This window comes from Salinivibrio sp. IB643 (assembly GCF_001996105.1).
GTDB classification, from domain to species: Bacteria; Pseudomonadota; Gammaproteobacteria; order Enterobacterales; family Vibrionaceae; genus Salinivibrio; species Salinivibrio costicola.
Window position 1 is genome coordinate 13,785 of record NZ_MUFF01000019.1, and the last position, 22,991, is coordinate 36,775.

A 22,991-nucleotide genomic window follows, 5' to 3' on the forward strand; every position below is an offset into this window, starting at 1 on the left:
ACAAGTAAGCTCGATGACAATCAGCCGGGTTGATGAAATCAAGTGCAAGCATTCTAGCGCTATGTGTGCGCTCAGAAAATCTTAAACTTTTTCGAGTCAGTTAAAAACGCCCGAAAAAGCAGCCTAAGACAATGATATAAATCACTTTTAATAGACGATTTAGAAATTAAACAAGATCTAGAAATCAAACAAATAGTTAGTAATGCTATCGTTCAGCCATTGGATCCCAGGGTGTTCGGCCATACCAGACGCCGTAAACAGGCAATAGTCTTCTTGCGTGAGGCCGTAAGTATGCTTGATCACAGCCAAGCGCTGCTCGCGGAGGTGTTTGCGGATCAGCGGCTCAGGTAGCACGCCCCATGCCTCTTCTTGCAAAATAGTATTGAGCATATATTCAAAGCTAGAAAAGCCAATATAGCGGCGTGAGAAGGGTTGAAGCTCGGGATTGTCTTTTTCGTTGAGGTAGACCATTACCGCTTGCATGGCGTTACGTAGTTGATCATCACTGACCCGACGTAGTCGACTCAACGGATGCTCACTGTTACATACAGACATCATGCGAATTTTACCCAGCGGTTGGTAGTTGATACGTGGGTCGTCAATACGCTCGTAATCGACCCCAAACGCAAAGTCGACTTGTTGGGTTTCAACCAAGTTGGCCAAATCACCGCTCGAGGCCAGCACAAGGTTAAAGGAGGTCGCGGTAAAGCGCTTGTTAAGCTGATGGGCCCAATCCTGCCAAAGTTGATCGGGAATGGCATCATCACGCGCGATCCATACCTCGGCATTAAATCCCGCGTTCGCTTGCTCGCAAGTACGGCGAATACGCGCCGCCGTGACCGATATGCTCTCGAAATCTTTGTACACAGCTTTGCCGATTTCCGACAGTGTTAGACGGTTACCGGTGCGATAGAACAACTCGGCGTTAAGTGACTGTTCTAGCGCTTTAATTGCCATACTTAAACGTGAGCGATTCACATCCAGTTGACGTGCTGCTTCAGACACTGATCCGGTGTCTGCCACTGCACAAAACGCATCAATTTGGGTTAGATTCATGCCGCCCTCCTCGCGCTATCCTACCGGAGCACGGCAAAGACACAAGCAATAAAGGCGTTAGCATTTGTGTGCGACACCTCGTATAGTTACTTGCTCAACCCATTAAAAGCACTGACTTTTTTGGTTAACTCCTTCATGCGTTGATCAAAACTGGTCACTGCTTGTTCACTTTGTTCAAATACCTCTTGGGTGCGACTTCCCTGCTGCGCTAACTCTTCAATACTTTGATTAATCTCATTCACGGCGCTGCTTTGTCGATTAGCACCATCAGCGATCCGCGCATTGTGCTCAAATAATTTTTGTAGGTTGCTATCCAAGGTGTCCATATTCGCAACCGCTTTTTGGTGAGTATCAAGACTATTCTGACTATCTTGGCTCACTTGATTAATTTGTCCGGTTACATTGTCGGATGCAGCACGAAGCTGATTGATGATTTCTTGGATCTCACTGGTCGACTCACCGGTACGTTGTGACAGCGAGCGCACTTCATCAGCAACCACCGCAAAGCCGCGGCCATGTTCCCCCGCGCGTGCGGCTTCTATCGCCGCGTTAAGTGCCAGTAAATTGGTTTGTTCGGAAATGGCACTAATCACTTCAAGCACTCGAAGAATATTCTCAATATGGTGATTGAGCTCATCCAAGCTAGTTTGGCTCGAGGTCATGTTTTCACCCAGTTGCTCAATATGCCGCAAACTGGTATGCATACCACTTAAGGCCTCTTTAAGCGCCGCATTCCCAGCTTGGGACAGCTCGCCGGCGTGATTTGCCGAATCCGTCACCTCAGTGGTAATTTCAGTAATATCTTGGCTGGCCGCAGAGATAGTTTGCAGCGATTGTTGCTGCACCATCCCTGCCTGATTCACTTCGTGGGCTTGTTGTTTTAGTACCCCAAATGCGGATTGCGACTCGTCAACGGTATAGTTCACTGCCTGCAATGCGTCACGAATACGCGCTAATAGACCGTTAATTTTATTGGCAAGACGTCCGACTTCGGCCTGATCTTTTACTGATATCTGATGACCCAAATCGAGTTTATTGGCAATTTCATCGACTTCAGCTGAGAGTTGCTTGATCGGTTGGGTCAAATTACTGATCACCCAGTGCGTGACAAGCAACGCAATGGCAATAAACACCAAGGTTACTAACAAAGACTGGATAAACTGATTCAAGATGGGTTCCGTAATTTGTGCTTTAGGGATTTCAACCACCACAAAGCGATCTAAGTCTGCTAGCCAGTAAGATCCAACAAAAAATGCTTTATCATCAATAGTTACTTCGCTAATAACCGGTTTATTGGCTCCTTTCGTCACCGCTTGCTGAAAGCGATTGGCGTTGTCTGCATTCAGTGCGGAGTCCGTTGGTGCCACCTCTACGCTGCCGTCGCGCGCGGCTAACATCGCACGCCCTTGCTCTCCAATGCGAAAACCCTGCACGAGATTAACCAAACTGCTGACATTAAAGCCGACACCCGCCACCACATAAGGCTGACCGGTAGCAGCGTTGACAGGGACACTCCGATAATTAATAAAAATCACATATTCGCTGTTATTCACATCGCGATTCATATTCAGCTCATAAGGTTGATTTTTATTCAAAAAATTGGGGTAGAAATCACGATAAGGGTAGGTCTGCATCGAGCTGCTCCGATGCTCACCATCATAGGTAAAAATATACTTGCCTTGCTCTGTGTCTATCGTCGCAAACGCATTATCTGCACCAAGACGCGTTTTCGCGTTGGAAAGTGCCTGATGAATTGGCGCGAGATTAGATAAGTCTCCGCCATTATCCACCCAATCGATTAGCCCCGAATGGTGAGCAAGAAAGTTAGAGCCCGTAATTGCTGGCTGCAGTTCATTACTGATCTCAAATGCCAACCCACGTAACTGACTAGGCAGAATGATATTTTTTAAATCTTCAAGCTGTTTGTTTGCTGATAACATCGCTTGTTGCACCATCGCAATCAGCGTGCTGAGCACTAAAATGGTGGAGAGAACGATATAAATCCGCTTTCTGATTGAAAGAGTTTGCCAACGCATACACTGTCCCTTTTTATTATCACTACTAACCAACATATCAATATTAGTCAGCAATCTAGACAGCGGTGCCGATTATGATAGAAAAAATAGAATATATCGCTTAATGAGCGTATGAGGCTTCTTTTTAACTAGTTTACGGGAGAAAATGGAGTAATAAGGAACGATAAAAGCGAATAAGAAGCACAATTAATGGCCTAACAACATCATGGCAATACAGCTGATTTGTTGCTTAATATGAATGAGTGCTTCGATAAAACAGAAATGGAACTTGGAAGGGATGTGACATGATGATGTCACAGGCTATGAGTGCTATGGTGCCCCGGGCCGGACTTGAACCGGCACAACGCGAACGTCGAGGGATTTTAAATCCCTTGTGTCTACCAATTCCACCACCGGGGCGCACCTCATAGACGCGGTTTAATTTAATGATTTGCCAATATAAATCAATCTTTTTTTTGCTAAATCGATATCAGGCGAAGACAAAAGCAGCAAACTGTTCAAACAGCCACCAAATCGAATGTCCTATGCGGTGGTTTTGTGCGCCAATGAAAAAAGCTGAGTACAGGGCTCAGCTAAAAGGCAGTATTAAAAAAGACGTTATTTAATTGAAAAAGGAATCGCTAATGTTAGCTTAAAGTCATCTTCATCTTGGAAGAGATTGGTGTAAGGTGCCCAGTTACCGACATCCGTATCATTGAAGTACTGCGTGAAGTAAAAGCTAACTTTTGCGTCTTTAAGGGCACCGGCTTGAATCGCATAATCAGCAAACAAGCTGTACGAGTACTCAGTTAAATCCTCATACCCTTGAGCCGATGACCCAAACCCATAAGCACCGCTCAATCCTGCGCTAAAGCCAGTCGCGCCGATATCAGAGAAATCACGGGACAATGAACCAAATACTGCTAATTCTTCGTCATGGTTAAAATCGGAACGATTATTCCACCAAATGTCATAAGTACCGTTCGAACCACCGTATTGACTTGTCAGACGATACGCTAGATTTTGCACAACAGCAGGATCTCCAGAGTCGGCTTCGGTATAAGTGGCCTCTGCACGATAAGAGTATTGACCTGATGACATACTGGTAAGCATAGCTAGCTGGAATGCCGTGCTATCATATTGTTCATCGTCATCAACCACATAGAGTTGCGGCGACCAATACACGCCACCCTCTGTGGTACCTTTCACTTTAAGGTGTGCATTCCAACGATCACCATCACTTAACGCGCCGTAGGCCGTATCGAGTGAAATACCGTTATCGAGCTCATAACGCGCACCTAGCGAATACGCTGTGCCGGCATCTTCACCATTGGTCGTTTGAAATTCATAGGTTTCTTTAAACCAAGGCGCTTTATAACGCTCTGACACCACAAGACCCACATTAAGCTTGTCAAAATTAAGACCTAATTCACCCCCAAGATGCGTGCCTGGCGCAAACGACCAGTTAATACCTATGGTACTTGGGACGGAAGGCTGAAAGTAACCAAGCTTCGCGGTGGCTGTGTCTCCAAACTTAAATTTTGCTGCAGCCGTCGCCAAAGAAACACCGTTATCTGTACAGTCTTCCTCCCACGCCCCACTGCATTGACTGTCATCTGGCACTTTATCGTATGGGTTATTCACGCCCCARAAGTTCATTTCATGATCAGGGCTGCCGTTTTGCCACATATCAAAGGTGGCAAATGCCATCAGATCTAGACCTACAACATCCGCGGCATAGCCAGAATTAAAGGCGAGATTGGTAAATATAGAACCGTGATCTAGATTGGTTTCCTTTTCTCCATTCTTATCATAATTTCCTCGATCTCTGGCTCTTGTCCAGATATTGAGATTGCCGTTAATTGTTGAATCAGCAAAAAAAAGGCGATACATTTTCTGCATAGTCGGACGTTGTATCTTGTGACATTGCTGGTGCCGCCACGACTGCACTCAAGACCGCTGCAGCCAATGTCGATACACTAAACATCTTTTCCATGAAATACTCCTGCTGCCTGCAAGATGAGGTCTTGCCCCGTTGGGTTATTAAGTTTTATCGAGTGCAAAACCGATTCGAAAACATAAACATTCATGTCATGTTTTCACCCCGCTGCTTACACATTTCGTGTAACCACATCTCCAGACTAAATACGCAGAGAAAAATATCAATCACGACTTAATTTTTAATACGAATAATATGACGGCGAGCATATTTTAGGCATTTTTATGACATAGATCTGACATTGAAATGCAACACTAAAAACATAAATACCTGAATAATATATTTTTTTATTTTGTAGCTCACAAAGACACCTTAAAACAAGCGTAATCATACTTATTCCCATAGGTATATAAAACAGCCTCTCTTATTCAATAAGCCCCTATAACGCTACGTTAAAATCGTAAAAAATCCCTTTCTTTTTTTATTGTCGAAATTAACAAGATTACATACATGTTCAACGCTTGTTTTTTACCAACAAAATCAGAGAAATCACGTAAAAAACGTAAAAATAAGTGAGATAAAAACTAACTATGTAATTATCTATTGAAAAAAAAGAACAGGTTTACGTTTTAGCAAAAGACACATGCCGGATGACCGAAACGAGGCGATCGGGAGGACACACTCAGTCGTAACGTGTTGAGTGCAACAAAAAATGATGAAATTCAAAAGATCAGTTAGCGTGTCATCACAGTACTGACGTTACATGATAAATTAGTTAATAGACATATAACCCGAATCGGCTGTTACACTACACATGGCGACGCACAGAAAGGACTCATCATTAATGAAAGGACTACGTTGGATTCTGCCCTTAGTGGTATTAGGGCTCGGCTACCTTGGCTATACTGCTATTGCGGCAACAGAATCAGAGACACAGGTCGATAATCCCGCTCCTCCTCCGCCGATCGTCGATACGCAGTTCATCACACCTACGCAACATCAAGTAGTCATCACGGGGCATGGTGAATTAATGCCGCTGGAAACCACGCAAATCTCCGCGCAAGTATCGGGAAAAGTCATGGATTGGCACCCGAATTTTGTCGCCGGTGGCATCGTAAAACGTGGCGACGTGCTCTTCTCTATTGAGGCGGATAATTATCAGGCGGCGGTGCTCAGTGCAGAGGCCGATCTCGCCAGCGCGCAAGCCGCTCTCATTGAAGAACAAGCGCAAGCCGCAGTGGCAAAGCGCCAAGCAAAAAGCTTGCCTCCGACACAGGTCACCGATCTCTATTTACGCAAACCACAACTATTAACGGCCAAGGCGCGGGTGAAGTCGGCCCAAGCGGCATTAAAACGCGCTCAACGCGATCTTGATAACTCTCAAGTCACCGCCCCCTATGATGCCCTAGTGGTCTCACGCGATATCGGTGTGGGTCAATATATTAGCGCAGGCACGACTGTGGGTACGATCAACAATGTTGAAGTGGCGGAAGTCCACGTACCTGTGGCTGGGTTTGACAGTGCATTTCTGCCCGAACAACTCGAAGGGATTCAGGCCTCGCTGACACGAAATGGCACATCGCCGATTCATCGCGAAGGCACCGTGGTGCGTGATTTAGGGATTGTGGAACAAAGTACACGGATGATGCGTGTGGTGGTGCGTCTTGATGACCCCTACGGTATCAGCTCGCCTAAACCAACTCTGCCCTTCGGCAGTTATGTTGAGGTGGCCTTTAACGGCACCACGTTAGACGCAGTATTTAAACTTCCCCAAGCCTTGGCAAATAATCGACAAGTTTGGGTGGTCGATGGCAAGGGCCAGCTTTCATCTCGCGCCTTGAATATCGTCCGTGCCGAAGGGCAATACCTTTATGCGGACCAAGGGCTAAGTGCCAATGACCAGATTGTGACAACGCCCCCCGAGTTTCCTGAAGCGGGAATGACGGTACGCGTGGCATCGCAGGTTGCGCAGGAGAACGACGACGATGAATGAAGCCCCTACGCCACCTCGTGGTCTCATTGCGTATTTTGCACATAACCCTGTCGCGGCGAATCTGATCATGATTTTTGTATTGATCATGGGGATCGCGAGCTACTTCTTTATTCAACGTCAGATGTTCCCCAACATCGAAATTAATTATATCCATATCACTGCTGACTACCCAGGCGCCTCGCCACAAGAGGTTGAAGAAAGCATCCTCGTAAAGGTTGAAGAAGCCATTAAAGATGTCACCGGCATTGAGTCTGTGGTATCGACAGCACGCCGAGGCTTTGGCCGTGTCGAAATCGAAGTGGATGTTGGCGAAGACCTCAATGTGGTGTTGGATCGGGTGAATCAGAAAGTCGATGCCATTTCTAATCTGCCCGCGTCTATGGAGCCGCTCAATGTGTCGCAAGTTGAGTTTCGACAAACAGTGATACGCATGGCGGTGGTGGGCGACAAGCCACTGACCGAGCTAAAACCCGTCGCACAAAACATCGAAGACGAGTTACTTCAACTTAACGATGTGACATTAGTCGAGCTCAGTGCCCCTAACTACGAAATCGCCATTGAAGTTGCACCGCAACAATTAAGAAAATACGACCTCACTCTGGGTCAAGTCAGTGATGCCATAGCCCGCTATTCAGCCAACTTCTCAGCCGGTGAAGTGCGCACCGATAGCGGTATGATCGCCATTCGCGTGGAAAACCAACGCTATCGCGGCGACGAATTTCGACAGATCCCGATTAAAATTGGTCCAAATGGTAGCCGGCTACGACTGCAAGATATCGCGACCATTAAAGATGGCTTTACCGAAGGTGAGCGCTATTTTAAATACTCTGGGCAAAATGCCATCTTTCTCTCGGTGAACGCGACAGCGTCGCAAAACATGGTTACCGTCGCCTCCGCAGTCAAAGATTACATCGAGACGAAAAACAACACGCTTCCAGCCGGCTTGGCGCTAAAGTCCGTGGTTGATATGACCCACTACTTAAACGCGCGCTTGGACATGATGCTCAAAAACTTGCTGCAAGGGGCAGTGCTCGTCGCGTTGTTACTGACCCTCTTTTTACGCTTTAAGCTAGCAATGTGGGTGCTCGTTGGACTGCCCGTTTGTTTTCTTGGCGCGGTTATGCTGATGCCAGTGATAGGGGTCAGTATTAATATTGTGTCGTTATTTGCCTTTATTATGGTGTTGGGGATCGTCGTTGATGATGCCATTGTGATAGGCGAAAGCGTTTATACCGAAGTCGAGCATAAGGGCGGTGGTGTGAATAACGTGGTTGCCGGTGCTCAACGGGTTGCAACGCCCGCTACCTTTGGGGTATTAACGACCATTGCAGTGTTTGCCCCTTTTTTGATGTCTAGTGGACCAGAGCGTGCCTTCTTCTTTGGTATCGCCGCCATTGTCATCTTGTGTCTGGTATTTAGTTTGATTGAATCCAAACTCATCCTTCCCGCACACCTTGCTCATACCCACTTTTCTACCCCTAAACCAAATAGCTTACGCCAACGCTTTAACCGCCGTTTTCAGCAATTCATTCACGGCCCTTATCGCCGTACAGTCACCCGAGCCACACACTGGCGTTGGTCTGTACTTACCGTATTCATTGCCCTATTGGCAATCAGTATTGCTTTGGTGGTGGCCAGCCACGTTCGTATGGTGCCGACGCCGAAAGTACCACATGACTTCCCCAATATTCGTTTAGAGATGAATAACAACGCATCGAGCGAACAAACCATCGCTGCCCTAAAAGCTATCGAGCGTATGGTCTACGACGTTGATAACAACACTCAAGCGGAAACCGGCCAAGCCATGATCAAAGAAACCCTGGTATTTAATGAGGGCCGAACCACTGGGCAGCTGGTGATTCCCTTGGTGGATGATGCCGTTCGCCCCTTTACCACTTTTGAACTCTCTCGGCGCTGGCGCGATGCCATGCCTGATATTCCGGGGGTGAAAAAGCTCACCATTCAAGACGATGTCAACGGCGGAGAACAAGGTGATGAATTTGGTTACCTGTTATTCGGCCCCGATATTGATACCCTCAATGCCGCTGGGCGGGCGCTGATGTCACGCCTTAATCAGCAACCAGGGCTTTTCGATATATCCTCTTCGATGGATTCTGGCAGCCAGGAAATTCTGATCTCGCTCACTCCCGTCGCCCATGATCTGGGGCTGGATCTGACGACCATTGCCCAGCAAGTTGGGGGCAGCTTTTATGGCGGTGAAGCACAGCGATTGATCCGAGACGGTGAAGAAATCAAAGTCATGGTGCGGTATCCAAAGCGCACGCGAGAAACCTTCTCATCGCTACGCTATGCCGTGATCACGACGCCAACGGGGCAACAAGTAATGCTGGGTGATGTGGTCAACTTTGAGCAACAGCCTGGGATCAGTAGCCTTCGCCGTGAAGCAGGGTTTCGCACTGTCTACGTCTATGGCGCTATTGATGAAGAGCAAGTAGAACCCAACCAAGTGGTTGAAACGATTCGACAATCGGTAATACCTGATGTGTTGGCCGATTATCCTGAAGTCACCAGTGAGCTCAGTGGCTCGATTGAGGAGCAACAAGCTCAGCAAAGTGAGCAACTGCTGTTTTTTATCGCTGGCATGATCGTGGTCTATGCATTGCTTGCCGTACCATTAAAAAGTTACACCCAGCCATTAATCATTATGTCGGTGATCCCATTTAGTCTCACCGGCGCCATTTGGGGACATTATTGGTTTGATATCGATTTGAGCTTGATGTCGACCTTTGGCTTAATTGCCGCGGCAGGTGTGGTGGTCAACGATTCACTGGTAATGACCGATTACATCAACCGGGCTCGGCAAGCGGGCGTTGCAGTCAAACAAGCGGTGATTGACGCCGGCTGCGCGCGTTTTCGTGCCATCACTCTCACCTCCATCACCACCTTTGCCGGGGTACTGCCGATCATGTTTGAAACTAGCTTACAAGCACGGTTTGTGATCCCCATGGCAGTGGCGTTAGGCTTTGCCGTGATGTTCGCAACCTTGCTCACACTGATTCTTGTGCCTTGCTTGTACCTGATATTGCAAGATATTGGCAGAATGTTGCAAAGACTGATGCAACGCGTCTTGCCAACGGCATCAGAGGATCAACCCCGCTAGTTCAAAAGATTCAATCGGCTAGCGCCCCACAAAGGGATGGCCCAGCGCGGCCCCTTGTGCGCCTGTTTGTGTGAGTGTCTCGGCGATCGCTGTCATCGCAAGCCAGCGATTTTCACACCAGGCAGGTGCTAACAATGTGGGTGGACGTGCACTTGCCGACACCCGATGGTAAACCACCTCTGGTGGCGTTCGCTGAATCATCATCGAGGCGCTAGCGATGTAATCGTCGAACGAAATTTCCCTTTGTCGCCCAGCTCGCCACGCTTTTGCCATGGTGCTTCCTTCAACGATGTGCAGCGGATGCAATTTGATCCCATCGGTGCCCGTATTTACCACAGTATCAATCGTCTGTTGATGGGCCGTTATCTCCTCACCGGGCAGGCCGACAATTAAATGGGTGCATACTTTGATCCCTAAAGCACGGGCCTTTGTTGCGACCTGTTGGTATACCGCGACGTTATGTCCACGATTAATGCGTTTGAGCGTTTTATCATGGCCGGTTTGTAAGCCAAGCTCTAACCACACCTCAAAGCCTTGTTGATAATAATCTGCAAGCAAATCGAGCACGGCATGCGGCACGCAATCAGGACGTGTTCCCACACATAATCCCACCATGTGCTCTTGGGCCAGTGCTTGCTCGTAAAACACTTTTAAACGGGCGACTTCATCATAGGTGCTGGTATAAGCCTGAAAATACGCTAAATAACGGCGGGCACGATCCACTTCTTTGGCGCGTTGACTGAGTTGTTGACTGACCGATGCATGTTGTGCTTTTTCATCCGCAAACGAGGCCACATTACAAAACGTGCAACCGCCCCGTCCCAACGTGCCATCGCGGTTTGGGCAGCTAAAACCACCGTGCAACGTCAGTTTATGCACCCGTTCGCCATAGCGGTGCTTGAGATCTTGGCCAAGTGTATTAACTAACTGGTGCAGCTCCATGGTGCCTCGTGGCTCAATACAAAGTCGCATCTTAGCAGCACAAACCAGAGGCACTTTGGTAGAGATCAAACGTCGGTATCACGGCCGCTAAAAACGACGAAAAAAAACCCGCCGTGATGGCGGGTTGAATCTCATTAGGCTTTGGCCTTCTTCTTGCGCTTGTCAGTGACTTCCCACTGACCATCGACAAAGAAAGCTGACCAGCCGGATGGCTTACCGTCTTCTTCACTTCGCACGTAGTTTTCTTTGGTTTTACGTGCAAAACGAACTACCGTCGGTCGTCCATCAGGATCCTGTTGTGGTGCATCCGCAAGGTATTGGAATTTCTCCGAGATACGATCTCTAAAGCGATCGAGCTCTTCCACCAGCGGCGCGCGAGTTTCACGCGATTTAGGGAAGTTACTTGCCGCCATAAACAGCCCCGAGGCGCCGTCTCGCAGCACAAAATAGGCGTCCGAATTTTCGCAAGGCAGTTCAGGGAAATGCACAGGATCTTCTTTCGGTGGTGCAACATCACCGTTTTTCAAGATCTTGCGCGTATTCTTACATTCATCATTGGTGCAACCCATGTACTTCCCGAAACGGCCATTTTTCAGCACCATATCGTTACCACATTTGTCACACTCAACGACCGGACCGTCATAGCCTTTCGGTTTAAACTCACCCTTTTCGACCACATAACCTTCACAGCTTGGGTTATTACCGCAGACATGAAGCTTACGATGTTGGTCAATCAGGTATGAATCCATCGCCGTTTCGCAAATCGGACAACGTTTCATGGCACGAAGATCCGCGGTTTCAACATCCTCTTCTAGGACATTAACAATGCCGTCTTCATCCATCAGATTGATGGTGGTTTTGCAACGCTCTTTCGGCGGTAATGCATATCCTGAGCAGCCCAAAAAGACGCCAGTTGATGCAGTACGAATACCCATTTTACGGCCACATGTTGGACAATCAATATCCGTCATGACCATATTGTTCGGTTTCATCCCGCCTTCTTCTTCGTCTTGTTCCGCTTGCCCTAGCTCTGCGGTGAAGTCGGCAAAGAAGTCGTCAAGCACGCCTTTCCAATCGGCTTGACCTTCAGCGATTTTATCCAGCGACGCTTCCATCCGGGCGGTAAAGTCGTAATCCATCAAGTCTGCAAAGCTCTGGGTCAGACGATCGGTGACGATCTCTCCCATTTTCTCTGCGTAGAAACGACGATTTTCGACGCGCACATAACCACGATCTTGAATGGTCGAAATGATCGACGCATACGTGGACGGACGGCCAATACCCGCTTTTTCCAGCTCTTTAACCAAAGCCGCTTCCGTGAATCGCGCCGGTGGCTTAGTGAAGTGCTGTTTCGGATCAAGCTGACTCAACGTCAGTGATTGTCCCACTTCCACAGCAGGCAAGATTTGATCTTCGTTTTTACCCGTCGGGCGCTGTACGCGCGTCCAACCATCGAAACGTAAAATCCGCCCTTTTGCTTTCAAAGAGAACTCACCGGCCTCTACGGTCAATGTGGTGGAGTCGTACTTAGCCGGTACCATTTGACACGCCACGAACTGACGCCATATCAGGTCGTACAGTCGATGCGCATCAGGATCCATACCTTGCAAATCGCTCGCCGTCACGCCAACATCCGATGGACGGATCGCTTCGTGGGCTTCTTGCGCATTGGCTTTTGCCCCGTAGACGTTCGCCGACTCAGGTAAATATTGTTCACCGTATTCGCTAGCAATATATCCCCGCGCTGCGTCCACCGCCTCTTTGCTAAGGTTGGTCGAATCAGTACGCATATAGGTGATGTAACCCGCCTCATAAAGACGCTGCGCTAACATCATGGTTTTCTTCACCCCAAAGCCTAACCGCGTACTGGCGGCTTGCTGAAGTGTTGAGGTGATATAAGGCGCAGATGGCTTACTGGTTGAGGGGCGATCTTCACGATCACGTACCACATAGCTCGCGTTTTCCAACGCGGACACCGCGGCCATCGCCTCATCGCTGTTTTTCGGCTTAAAGGCTTTTCCGTTTTGCTGTGCAACGAGCAATCGAAGCGCCTGCTCGTTAGGGGTGAGCGTGTCCGCATGCACATCCCAAAACTCTTCAGGAATAAACGCTTTAATTTGATGCTCGCGTTCGACCAACAATTTCACCGCGACCGATTGCACACGCCCTGCCGACAAACCGCGCGCCACTTTTTTCCAAAGCAGCGGAGACACCATAAAGCCCACCACACGGTCGAGAAAACGCCTGGCTTGCTGTGCATTGACGCCATCAATGTTAACGTCTCCCGGCGCTTCAAACGCCTGGGTGATGGCATTTTTGGTGATTTCGTTAAACACAACACGCTTAAAACGATCTTCATCGCCACCGATCAGTTCCCGCAGGTGCCAAGCTATAGCTTCCCCTTCGCGGTCCAAATCCGTTGCGAGATAAACATGGTCAGCTTGCTCGGCCAGTGATTTGAGTTCGGCAACGACTTTTTCCTTGCCCGGCAGCACTTGATATTTCGCCTGCCAACCGTTGTAAGGATCGACGCCCATCTTATTGATGAGCGCCTTCTTTTCTTTTTGTTTCTTAATTTGCGCTTTTTCTTCGGCGCTGAGCCCTTTCGTAGACACAGGTGCAGCTTTTTTACCGCCCTGGGTCGCTCCAGTAGGCAGATCACGCACATGCCCGACACTCGACTTCACAATGAAATCTTTGCCGAGATATTTGTTGATCGTTTTCGCCTTTGCAGGGGACTCCACGATAACGAGAGATTTGCCCATAATGACCTAATTGACGCCCTTTGCGCTAAAACTGTCGAAAATTCGTTGCGTTGCACTCCGATATTGGAATGCCGCTATCTGTTTTACAATATTGAGCGAGTCTAGCCGAATATCAACTAAATTCGCAGTAAAACACGCTGATTGCTCGCACCTTCCACAATTGTTAACCAGTTGTGATAGTAGTGTATCGGTTATTCGCTATGCCACTTTTCGGCAAAAAGCGCGCTAATCATTACCATTGCCGCCTGTAAAATAGCTAAGTGGATACGGTAATTTTTGGCTTGGCTCACATTATTCTTGATATTTATCCCATCATAGCGTGATTTCGCCAAGCCAAAGGCATGCCAGCAGTCAATGCGACGATGCCCTATTTTATGTGCAATATACCGATATCATGCACGCGCGCTTGCTTATACCAGCGGACGCTGGCCTCGGCTAATCCATTTAAGTAACACACGATCGGCCACCTCAGCGGAGGTGCCTGCTAATTTCTCAGCGATATTTTTGCGCTGCTGATAAGAGACCGATAGCACTTTACGATCCTTGTTGGCTGCCTCAAAAAGATACTCGTCGCTAGTACAGACTTGATCAATCAAGCCAAGCTCTAATGCTTGGTTGCYAAACCAGTGCTCGCCGGTTGCGACCTCATCAACATTTAACGAAGGGCGGTGCTCGGTGATAAACGCTTTGAATAGACCATGCGTTTCTTCCAACTCGGCTTTGAATTTTTCACGCGCTTTATCGGTATTTTCACCAAACATGGTCAAGGTACGTTTAAACTCCCCTGCGGTCAGCTGCTCAAACTCAATATCGTTTTTCTTGAGCAACTTATTAAAGTTGGGGAGCTGGGCAATCACACCAATCGAACCAATGATTGCGAAAGGCGCAGCGATCAGCTTATCGGCCACACATGCCATCATATAGCCACCGCTAGCCGCGACTTTGTCAACCGCGACAGTCAGCGGTACGCCGGCTTTACGAACGCGTGCCAGTTGCGAGGCGGCTAACCCATAGCCGTGCACCATGCCGCCGCCACTTTCCAGTTTAACCAAGACTTCATCTTGTTCGGTCGCTACCGACAAAATGGCGGTCACTTCCTCACGCAATGCCTCGACTTCACGGGCATCAATACTGCCTTTAAAAGTCAGAACAAAAAGTTGCGGATCGCGCTGTGTTGGCTGCGCCGTTTGCTTCTTCGCTGCGGCCTTTTGTGCCTTTTCTTCTTTCTTTTTCGCCTTTTTCTCGTCTTTATCGCGCGCTTTTAACGATGACTCATTGTAAAGATGATGTTCGAGCGACTGCCGGTAGGTCTTAAAGCTATCGGTTAAATCGGTAAGCTTCAGGCTGCCTTTCTGTCCGCCTTTATCATTCGCCGCGCGTAGCAGTGCCACTAACACCACCGCTGCCATTAAAAAGGTGACGACTTTCGCTAAAAAAAGCCCATAATCCGCAATGAATTCCAATGTTGTATCCTCTTTTTATCTCTGAGTTTGCAATGCCTCAGCCCAGTGCATCACGCACTTGGTTGTCACACATTACCCGCAACCTTACAATAATCTACGTTTAACAATAAATAAGGATTTGTACTGTGGACTATCAAGTAACCTCCGACGCGCTTCAAGGGCGTGTAATTTTGGTCACCGGCGCCGGCGCTGGTATTGGTCGTCAAGCGGCACTGAGCTATGCTGAAAAAGGCGCGACGGTGATTTTGCTCGGCCGCACCGTGAAAAAACTTGAAGCTGTGTACGATGAAATTACTGCCACGGGTGCACCACAACCTGCCATTATTCCCTTAGACATGCTGGGGGCAACCCGGCAGCATTACCTCGACATGGCGGATACCATTGACCAACAATTTGGTCGTTTAGACGGTGTACTCCATAATGCAGGCCTACTTGGCGTGCTAAGCCCTTTCGATCAAATCGATGAAAAATCGCATGACGATGTGATGAAAGTGAACGTCAAAGCCACCATGTTGATGACACAAGCCTTGCTGCCACTGCTGAAAAAATCTGATGATGCGCGCGTGGTGTTTACCACGTCTACCGTGGGTCATCAAGGCCGCGCTTACTGGGGCAGCTACGCGATTTCTAAGTTCGCCACGGAAGGAATGATGCAAGTACTGGCCGATGAAATGTCAGACACCAAGGTACGAGTGAACGCGATTAATCCAGGTGGCACGCGAACTAGCATGCGCGCCAGCGCCTTCCCAGGCGAGGATCCCGACACATTAAAAACGCCACTCGATATTATTCCGCTCTACGTCTACCTCATGGCCCCGGAAGGTGTTGAAGTGCATGGCCAGTGCATTGATGCGCAACCCAAGCGATAAACAAAAACGCCCCCATTGACGGGGCGTTGTTTTTCTGCGCAAAACAAAAAACCCGACACAAGGCCGGGTTTTCATTGATTAATGCTGAAAGCGTTTTATTTACGCGTCCGAGGCTTTCCTTTCCCTCTTGGCGCGCCAGGGCGTGGGCTACCTTTTTTTGGCCCCGACCCTTTTGGTCCTGCTGCCGGGGCATTACCACGGCGAGCTTGACGGGCTTTCTTTGGCTTATCGTTCGAGTCGATACGCTCTTCATAGCGGCGCACTGCTCGACGAATTTTCTGACGCGACTTTTTACGCTTTTGGTCTTCTGGCGTGATCACTGTTTGCGATTCAGGCTTCATTTCCACCATCTCGCGCAAATAGTTAACTTCTTTAAGTTCCATCTCGCGCCAACCACCACGTGGCAGGTCTTTCTCAAGATAAATGTCACCGTAACGCACTCGCTTCAAGCGGCTCACAGTCACACCTTGAGTTTCCCAAAGGCGACGCACTTCGCGGTTACGCCCTTCGGTGATCACAACATAAAAGGTGTGGTTCATCCCTTCGCCACCCGCGTAAACCACGTCCTCAAAGCGGGCAACACCGTCTTCAAGCTCGACACCGGCCACCACGTTGCGCACCATGTCTTCGTTCACATCACCAAAAACGCGCACCATATATTCACGCTGTACTTGGCGGCTTGGATGCATCAAGCGGTTTGCCAGTTCACCGTCAGTGGTAAACAGCATGAGACCGGACGTGTTGGCGTCCAAGCGGCCAACAGCGACCCAGCGGGCATCTTTGAGCTTTGGCAACCGGTCGAACACGGTACGACGACCTTCTGGGTCGCTACGCGTACATAGTTCGCCCTCTGGCTTGTTGTAAGCCAGCACGCGACATACTGACTCAGAAGGCGCATTGAGCGGCACTGCATGGCCATCGACACGCACCAGCGCACTCGGATCGTCAAGACGGTCGCCCAGCTTGGCCACCACACCATTGACACTCACTCGGCCGGCTTGGATATAGCTTTCCATTTCGCGGCGTGACCCCGTGCCAGCACGCGCTAGCACCTTCTGTAATTTTTCGCTCATGTTTGTCTTACCTTACTGTCGCCTTCACAGGCGTCATTATTGTCACGGTTGGCATTAAATGATGGGCTAGAAAAACACTAGCCGGTCAGCGATGATACCAATAAGCAGCGAGATAGAGAAACAGTTTCGACCTTTATCACCACACGACACGGGGATCATAAAAAAACGCCCAGCAAGGTGGCTGGGCGGGAATGGAAGGTCAACCACTGGCTGACGCAACATCAGAACGAGAACATTGCATTGATAATTACGCAGTGCAATGTTTATTGGTTCACTGGCGATAAAGGATTAATCAAACGGCGTCGAATCACCACGACCCTGGCGTCGAATTTCAGGCGCACCGTCGCTAAAATCGACCACCGTCGTTGGATGCTCACCCAACACCCCACCGTGCATGATCAAATCCACACTGTGCTCTAAATGATCGCGTATCGCTTCGGGATCGGATTCGGTGAAATCATTACCGGGCAGAATCAGCGAGGTCGACATTAATGGCTCACCCAAAGCTTCGAGCAAATCTAGGGCGATTTGATTATCGGGAACACGAATGCCAATGGTCTTACGTTTTGGATTCATCAAACGTTTTGGCACTTCTTTGGTCGCTTTAAAAATAAAGGTATACGACCCTGGGGTGTTGTTCCGGATTAGCCGAAACGCAACATTATCCACCCGTGCATACAGTGAAAGCTCAGAAAGATCGCGACATAGCAACGTAAAATTATGATCTTTATCGAGATCACGAATACGGCAAATACGCTCTAGCGCTTGTTTATTCTCAAGCTGACAGCCAAGCGCATAGCCCGAATCAGTCGGATAAATAATCACCCCACCGTTTCGCACAATTTCCACCGCTTGCTTGATCAGCCGCGCTTGCGGATTCTCTGGGTGGACATAAAAAAACTGACTCATGGTTCCTCCTGCTGTAGCTTGACCACGTTTTGGATGCGCACCGCAACCCAGCGATAGTAGCCGACGCGCCGGATAATCCTTATTATCCTTCTATTGTAACGCGTCTGACTGGTTGCTATCTAGTTGATTTATCGATTGCTGTTTCTGCTCGGCAGCCTCTAACCATGCCCAATTCCACCAAAGCGGCTGGCAGTCTTTAGGCAGCCATAGATTTCGGCCTAGCTCTGTCCATGGTGAAGGGTAATGAAAATCCGAGCCCAATGAGGCCAATAAGCCATAATCCCGCGCGTAGTCAGCGAGCAAACGACGTTCTTGTTGCGACTGCTGAGGGAGTGCAACTTCCATGGCATCGCCTTTCGCCTCAGAAAACGCCGTTAGCAGTCGCTTCAACCACTTAGCCTTGAGTTTGTATCGGCCCGGGTGAGCGAGTACTGCCTGTCCACCGGCTTGGTGAATCACCTCAACGGCCTCTGCAATCGAACACCAATTTGGCGGCGCATACCCCGTATTGCCTCGAGTTAAAAAGCGCTTAAAACAAGCCTGCATGGTTTTCGCGTGGCCCTGCTCTACCAGCCAGCGGGCAAAATGCGCACGAGTTAGCGGTGCATCACCGGCCAGCTCACGTGCACCCGCTAACGCGCCTATATAATGCGAGCGCTCTAGCCGTGCAGCAATCAACTCCGCCCGTTGTTGGCGTCGCTCAGCTTGCTCGGCAATCAGCGCGATTAATGCCGGATGGTGCGGATCGATATTTAAGCCCACAATATGAATATCAAAGTTTTGCCACAGAGTAGAAATCTCAATACCGCTGACCAAGGTGAGGGGCAGCGCTTGGCGGTCAATTTCTGCTTGCGCATCCACCAGCCCGGCAGTGGTGTCGTGATCGGTAATCGCCAACACCCCCACACGGCGCTCAACCGCACGCTGCACTAAATCTTGGGGCGATAAACGGCCATCTGAGGCCGTCGTGTGACTATGTAAATCAATGATCATGGTGTATCGGGTTTCCTTAATATGTCCACGCACTCTGGTGATGCTAACGCAAGCAAGTTAATGCACGTACGCGAACACTATTGATTCATTTGTTATTTTTTATGGTGCGCTTTTTCAGCACTTTTTCTGCATTCTTTTGGTTTTCCCCGTTGACACAGAGATAAAATATCAGTTTACTAGTACACAAGTTAACGCGCACCGTTTCTCGGTCTCGGGGAGCAAGATGGCGCTAAGGGTAACAGTCACAACGGAGTCTCGCAGCATGTATTTCAATACCTCGCCTCGTACAAAGGGCATTGACACGGCACCCACTGCAGTACTGGCCGTCAGCGCGCTAGCGACATCTATGACCTCTGTTGCGCTTATTGGGTGGCACGGCTCCTTACGGGCGGTGTGACGGGCTGTATCAACAGCTACCTTATTCACAACGCCCGCCACTGACGCGGGCGTTTTTGTCTCTGAGCTTTGCCATTAAGCGTTATCGTGCTACTACGCATTCAGCCACTAAGCATTTGGCCACTAAGCATTCAGCCACGGTAATCCACAACCATAGTTTAAAAGGATATTTGATGATTATTGTACTTAAACCCCAAGCCACTGAGCAGGACGCCAAAGGGCTACTCAACCAAATCGAGCAGTGCGGATTAAAACCGCTTTACATGCCAGGGGTTGAGCGCATTGTACTCGGCGCGTTGGGCGATGAACGCGTTTTGCAACAATGCCACTTTGAGGCCAACCCGCTGGTTGAAGAAGTGAAACCGATTTTAACCAAGTACAAACGCGTCAGCCGTGATGTGCAGCCGCACGATAGCGTAGTAAATATCGGCAATGTGCCTGTCGGTGGACAAGACTTTGTGGTCATGGCTGGCCCCTGCTCGGTGGAGTCGGAACCTCAATTGCTTTCCGTGGCAGAGCGAGTTAAAACCCACGGCGCTCGCGTGTTACGTGGCGGTGCCTTTAAGCCGCGCACCAGCCCTTATGATTTTCAAGGCATGGGAATAGAAGGGCTTAAGCTGCTAAAAAAAGCCAGTGAGCTCACCGGCATGCCAACCGTGTCAGAAGTGATGGAAATCAGCCAAGTCGATGCCGTGTGTGAATACATTGATTGCTTGCAAATTGGCGCACGTAATATGCAAAACTATGGCTTACTCAAAGCAGTGGGAGAAACTGGCAAACCGGTCTTGTTAAAACGCGGCCTTTCCGCCACTATCGAAGAATGTTTGCTGGCAGCGGAATATATTGTCGATGCGGGCAACCCTAATGTGATTTTGTGTGAGCGCGGCATTCGCACTTACGAAACCGCCACAAGAAACACCTTGGATTTAAACGCGGTGGCCTTTATGAAACAACGCAGCCACCTGCCAGTACTGGTCGACCCGAGCCATGGAACGGGTGTGCGAGAGCTCGTCACGCCGCTATCACGCGCGGCTGCAGCCGTCGGTGCAGATGGCATTATTGTGGAAAGCCATCTGAATCCAAGCGAGGCGTTGTCAGACGGTCACCAAGCATTGACCGGCGATATGTTCGCGCAGCTAATGCAAGAATTAACCCCCTTTGTTCAAGCGGCAGGGAGAAAGCTGTGAACACCCATCACCTCCAATACGGTGAGCTCGATACGCTCCAACTGTCGGTGCCTTATGTGGCCGATCCGACCGAGCTGTATGCCGCCGTGTGCCAAGATAAACCCTTTAGCATGTTGCTGGAGTCAGCTGAAATTGACTCAAAGCGCAACGTGAAAAGCCTGATGCTCGTTGACGCCGCGGTACGGATTGAATGCCGGGCGCAAACCGTAACCTTGCAAGCGCTGACCCATAATGGCGCCCATTTGCTCGACAGCATCAGGCAAAGTGCGGCGCTGCAAGCGTTACCCTGTGAGGCAGAAAGCACTGAGCGTAACAATCAGCCGGCACTGACACTGACATTCCGCCATCCTAACGACAATGGTGCCCTATTGGATGAAGACGCCCGCCTGCGCCAAGCGTCGGTGTTTGATGCGCTGCGCGTCGTTAAACAAAGCGTCGCGTTGGAGAACCAACCTGACGATGCGCTGTTTATCGGCGGCTTATTTGCCTATGACTTAGTCGCCAGTACCGAAACACTGTCCAGCGTAGACGGCACCGAGAGCTGTCCGGATTATCTCTTTTATGTCGCCGAGAGCTTACTGGTGATTGATCACCAACACCGACAAGCACGCTTACAAGGCACCTTGTTTGGTGGCGATAATGCAAGTGCCCACTACGTGGATTTATCGCGCCGCTTGCAACGCATCAAAGAAGCCTGCTTATCGCCTGCGCCACTTCCCGACGCGCCCGTGATGACTGAACACTCGGTCGCAGTTTCAGTCTCCGATTCAAACTTTTGTCAGCAAGTTGAAGCGCTAAAAAAACACGTGATCGCCGGGGATGTTTTTCAAGTGGTGCCCTCGCGCCGTTTTACACTCGCGTGCCCGTCGCCGCTCAATGCCTATCGCGCGCTGAAACACGGCAATCCTAGCCCGTATATGTTTTATCTGCGCGATAGCGAATTCAGCTTATTTGGTGCCTCACCAGAAAGCGCACTCAAATATACCCAAACGACCAATCAAGTCGAAATTTACCCTATTGCCGGTACTCGTCGACGCGGAAAAACGGCCCAAGGCAGCATTGATCACGACTTAGATAGCCGGATTGAACTTGAGCTGCGTAATGATGAAAAAGAAAATGCTGAGCACATGATGCTAGTCGATTTGGCCCGTAACGATGTTGCACGCATTAGCACGCCCGGCAGCCGCCACGTGGCCGATTTGCTCAAAGTGGACCGCTACAGCCACGTCATGCACTTAGTCTCTCGGGTGGTAGGTCAACTTAAACCCGATCTTGACGCGCTGCATGCCTACCAAGCCTGTATGAACATGGGCACGCTCACCGGTGCACCGAAACTTAGAGCGATGCAACTGATCCGTGATACCGAGCAGTGCCGCCGCGGTAGCTATGGCGGTGCGGTGGGATATTTTACCGGTTCAGGCGACATGGACACCTGCATCGTGATCCGCTCCGCCTACGTTGAAAACGGCCTTGCTACCGTGCAAGCCGGCGCAGGCGTGGTGTTTGATTCTGACCCACAAGCGGAAGCGGACGAAACCCGCGGCAAGGCGCAAGCCGTGATCCATGCGATTCAAGCTGCTCACCAAGGAGGCCAACCATGAGCACCCCGAAAATGGACATTGTCTTGCTCGATAACATGGACTCCTTTACCTATAACTTAGTGGATCAATTTCGCGCATTGGGTTACCCGGTCACGGTGTTCCGGCACCATTTAGATGCTGATGCCATTGTCAGCCACATTCGTGCCCTGCCCCAGCCGCTACTGGTGCTCTCGCCCGGCCCGGGTGCACCCGCCGATGCCGGCTGCATGCCCGCATTGATTGAGGCCTTACGCGGCCACGTGCCGATGCTGGGGATTTGTTTGGGCCAACAAGCCATCGTTGAAGCCTACGGCGGTACAGTGGCAGGCGCCGGCACCATTATGCACGGCAAAGCCTCAGCCATGCACCATCAGCAACATGCGGTATTTGGTCCACTTGCCTCACCATTAACCGTCGCCCGTTACCACTCACTGGTTGCCACTGATGTCCCTGCCAACTTGGATGTCATCGCCACAACCTTTGATGGCAAAGATCAGAAAGTGATGGCCGTGGTGAGCAATACCGACTATGTAGTCGGTTATCAATTCCACCCCGAATCGATTTTAACCGCGCAAGGGGCGGCGCTACTCACCCACACCATTGATTGGGCGAGTGAATTTTACCAAGGCAATCGTGATTAATAGCTAAACAAACCAATAAATAAAGAAACGAATAGAGATACAACACGTA

Annotated in this window: 14 protein-coding genes, 1 tRNA gene and 1 pseudogene; 6 read left to right on the top strand and 10 right to left on the bottom strand. The window is 49.6% G+C overall.

The features are described 5' to 3' along the window. Positions 1-177 precede the first annotated feature (177 nt). The 4 genes and pseudogenes from BZG77_RS09545 to BZG77_RS09560 all read right to left on the bottom strand — a co-directional run bounded on the left by BZG77_RS09545 (position 178) and on the right by BZG77_RS09560 (position 5,067). Complete coding sequence (locus BZG77_RS09545; protein ID WP_021023944.1) at positions 178-1,056, bottom strand: LysR family transcriptional regulator; 879 nt, start codon at positions 1,054-1,056, stop codon at positions 178-180. Positions 1,057-1,142: 86 nt separating this feature from the next. Then, on the bottom strand, positions 1,143-3,092 hold the full coding sequence (locus tag BZG77_RS09550) for a methyl-accepting chemotaxis protein (RefSeq protein WP_198532406.1): 1,950 nt from the start codon (positions 3,090-3,092) through the stop codon (positions 1,143-1,145). 312 nt (positions 3,093-3,404) lie between these two features. Continuing rightward, positions 3,405-3,491: transfer RNA gene (locus BZG77_RS09555), tRNA-Leu, on the bottom strand. Between the two features lie 198 nt (positions 3,492-3,689). Continuing rightward, a pseudogene (locus BZG77_RS09560) lies at positions 3,690-5,067 on the bottom strand (multidrug transporter). A 787-nt stretch (positions 5,068-5,854) separates the two neighbouring features. On the opposite strand from BZG77_RS09560, the gene BZG77_RS09565 reads away from it, so the two are divergent. Then, positions 5,855-7,003 carry an efflux RND transporter periplasmic adaptor subunit gene (locus tag BZG77_RS09565; RefSeq protein WP_077647071.1) on the top strand — a complete coding sequence of 383 codons (1,149 nt, stop codon included), beginning with the start codon at positions 5,855-5,857 and terminating at the stop codon, positions 7,001-7,003. Further along, a complete protein-coding gene (locus BZG77_RS09570; protein ID WP_077647072.1) occupies positions 6,996-10,124 on the top strand; it encodes an efflux RND transporter permease subunit in 3,129 nt (1,042 codons plus the stop codon). The genes BZG77_RS09565 and BZG77_RS09570 overlap by 8 nt, the downstream gene beginning before the upstream one ends. 18 nt (positions 10,125-10,142) lie before the next feature. Here the strand turns inward: BZG77_RS09570 and BZG77_RS09575 are convergent, their stop codons facing one another. The 3 genes from BZG77_RS09575 to sohB form a co-directional block, all read right to left on the bottom strand. Continuing rightward, positions 10,143-11,066, bottom strand: coding sequence for a TIGR01212 family radical SAM protein (locus tag BZG77_RS09575; protein WP_077647073.1), 924 nt, complete (start codon positions 11,064-11,066; stop codon positions 10,143-10,145). A 134-nt stretch (positions 11,067-11,200) separates the two neighbouring features. Beyond that, complete coding sequence (topA, locus tag BZG77_RS09580; RefSeq protein ID WP_077647074.1) at positions 11,201-13,831, bottom strand: type I DNA topoisomerase; 2,631 nt, start codon at positions 13,829-13,831, stop codon at positions 11,201-11,203. 410 nt (positions 13,832-14,241) lie between these two features. Next, a complete protein-coding gene (gene sohB, locus BZG77_RS09585; RefSeq protein WP_077647075.1) occupies positions 14,242-15,294 on the bottom strand; it encodes a protease SohB in 1,053 nt (350 codons plus the stop codon). A 125-nt stretch (positions 15,295-15,419) separates the two neighbouring features. Here sohB and BZG77_RS09590 point away from each other — a divergent pair, with 125 nt between their 5' ends. Continuing rightward, a complete protein-coding gene (locus BZG77_RS09590; protein WP_077647076.1) occupies positions 15,420-16,163 on the top strand; it encodes a YciK family oxidoreductase in 744 nt (247 codons plus the stop codon). 95 nt (positions 16,164-16,258) lie between these two features. Here BZG77_RS09590 and rluB read toward each other — a convergent pair whose 3' ends face one another. From rluB to rnm, 3 genes are all read right to left on the bottom strand, one after another. Next, complete coding sequence (gene rluB, locus BZG77_RS09595) at positions 16,259-17,236, bottom strand: 23S rRNA pseudouridine(2605) synthase RluB (protein ID WP_021023931.1); 978 nt, start codon at positions 17,234-17,236, stop codon at positions 16,259-16,261. Positions 17,237-17,524: 288 nt separating this feature from the next. Beyond that, complete coding sequence (locus BZG77_RS09600; RefSeq protein WP_077577260.1) at positions 17,525-18,145, bottom strand: L-threonylcarbamoyladenylate synthase; 621 nt, start codon at positions 18,143-18,145, stop codon at positions 17,525-17,527. 90 nt (positions 18,146-18,235) lie between these two features. Continuing rightward, positions 18,236-19,138 carry an RNase RNM gene (rnm, locus tag BZG77_RS09605; RefSeq protein ID WP_077647077.1) on the bottom strand — a complete coding sequence of 301 codons (903 nt, stop codon included), beginning with the start codon at positions 19,136-19,138 and terminating at the stop codon, positions 18,236-18,238. Positions 19,139-19,707: 569 nt separating this feature from the next. Between rnm and aroF the strand changes: the two genes are divergently transcribed. Genes aroF through BZG77_RS09620 form a run of 3 tightly spaced genes read left to right on the top strand, consistent with a single transcriptional unit; the run spans position 19,708 to position 22,942 of the window. Continuing rightward, entirely contained in the window at positions 19,708-20,721 is a 1,014-nt protein-coding gene (gene aroF, locus BZG77_RS09610; protein ID WP_077461176.1) for a 3-deoxy-7-phosphoheptulonate synthase, read from the top strand. Next, positions 20,718-22,322, top strand: coding sequence for an anthranilate synthase component 1 (locus tag BZG77_RS09615; RefSeq protein WP_077647078.1), 1,605 nt, complete (start codon positions 20,718-20,720; stop codon positions 22,320-22,322). Before aroF ends, BZG77_RS09615 begins: the two co-directional genes overlap by 4 nt. After that, complete coding sequence (locus tag BZG77_RS09620; RefSeq protein WP_077647079.1) at positions 22,319-22,942, top strand: aminodeoxychorismate/anthranilate synthase component II; 624 nt, start codon at positions 22,319-22,321, stop codon at positions 22,940-22,942. Before BZG77_RS09615 ends, BZG77_RS09620 begins: the two co-directional genes overlap by 4 nt. Positions 22,943-22,991 lie beyond the last annotated feature (49 nt).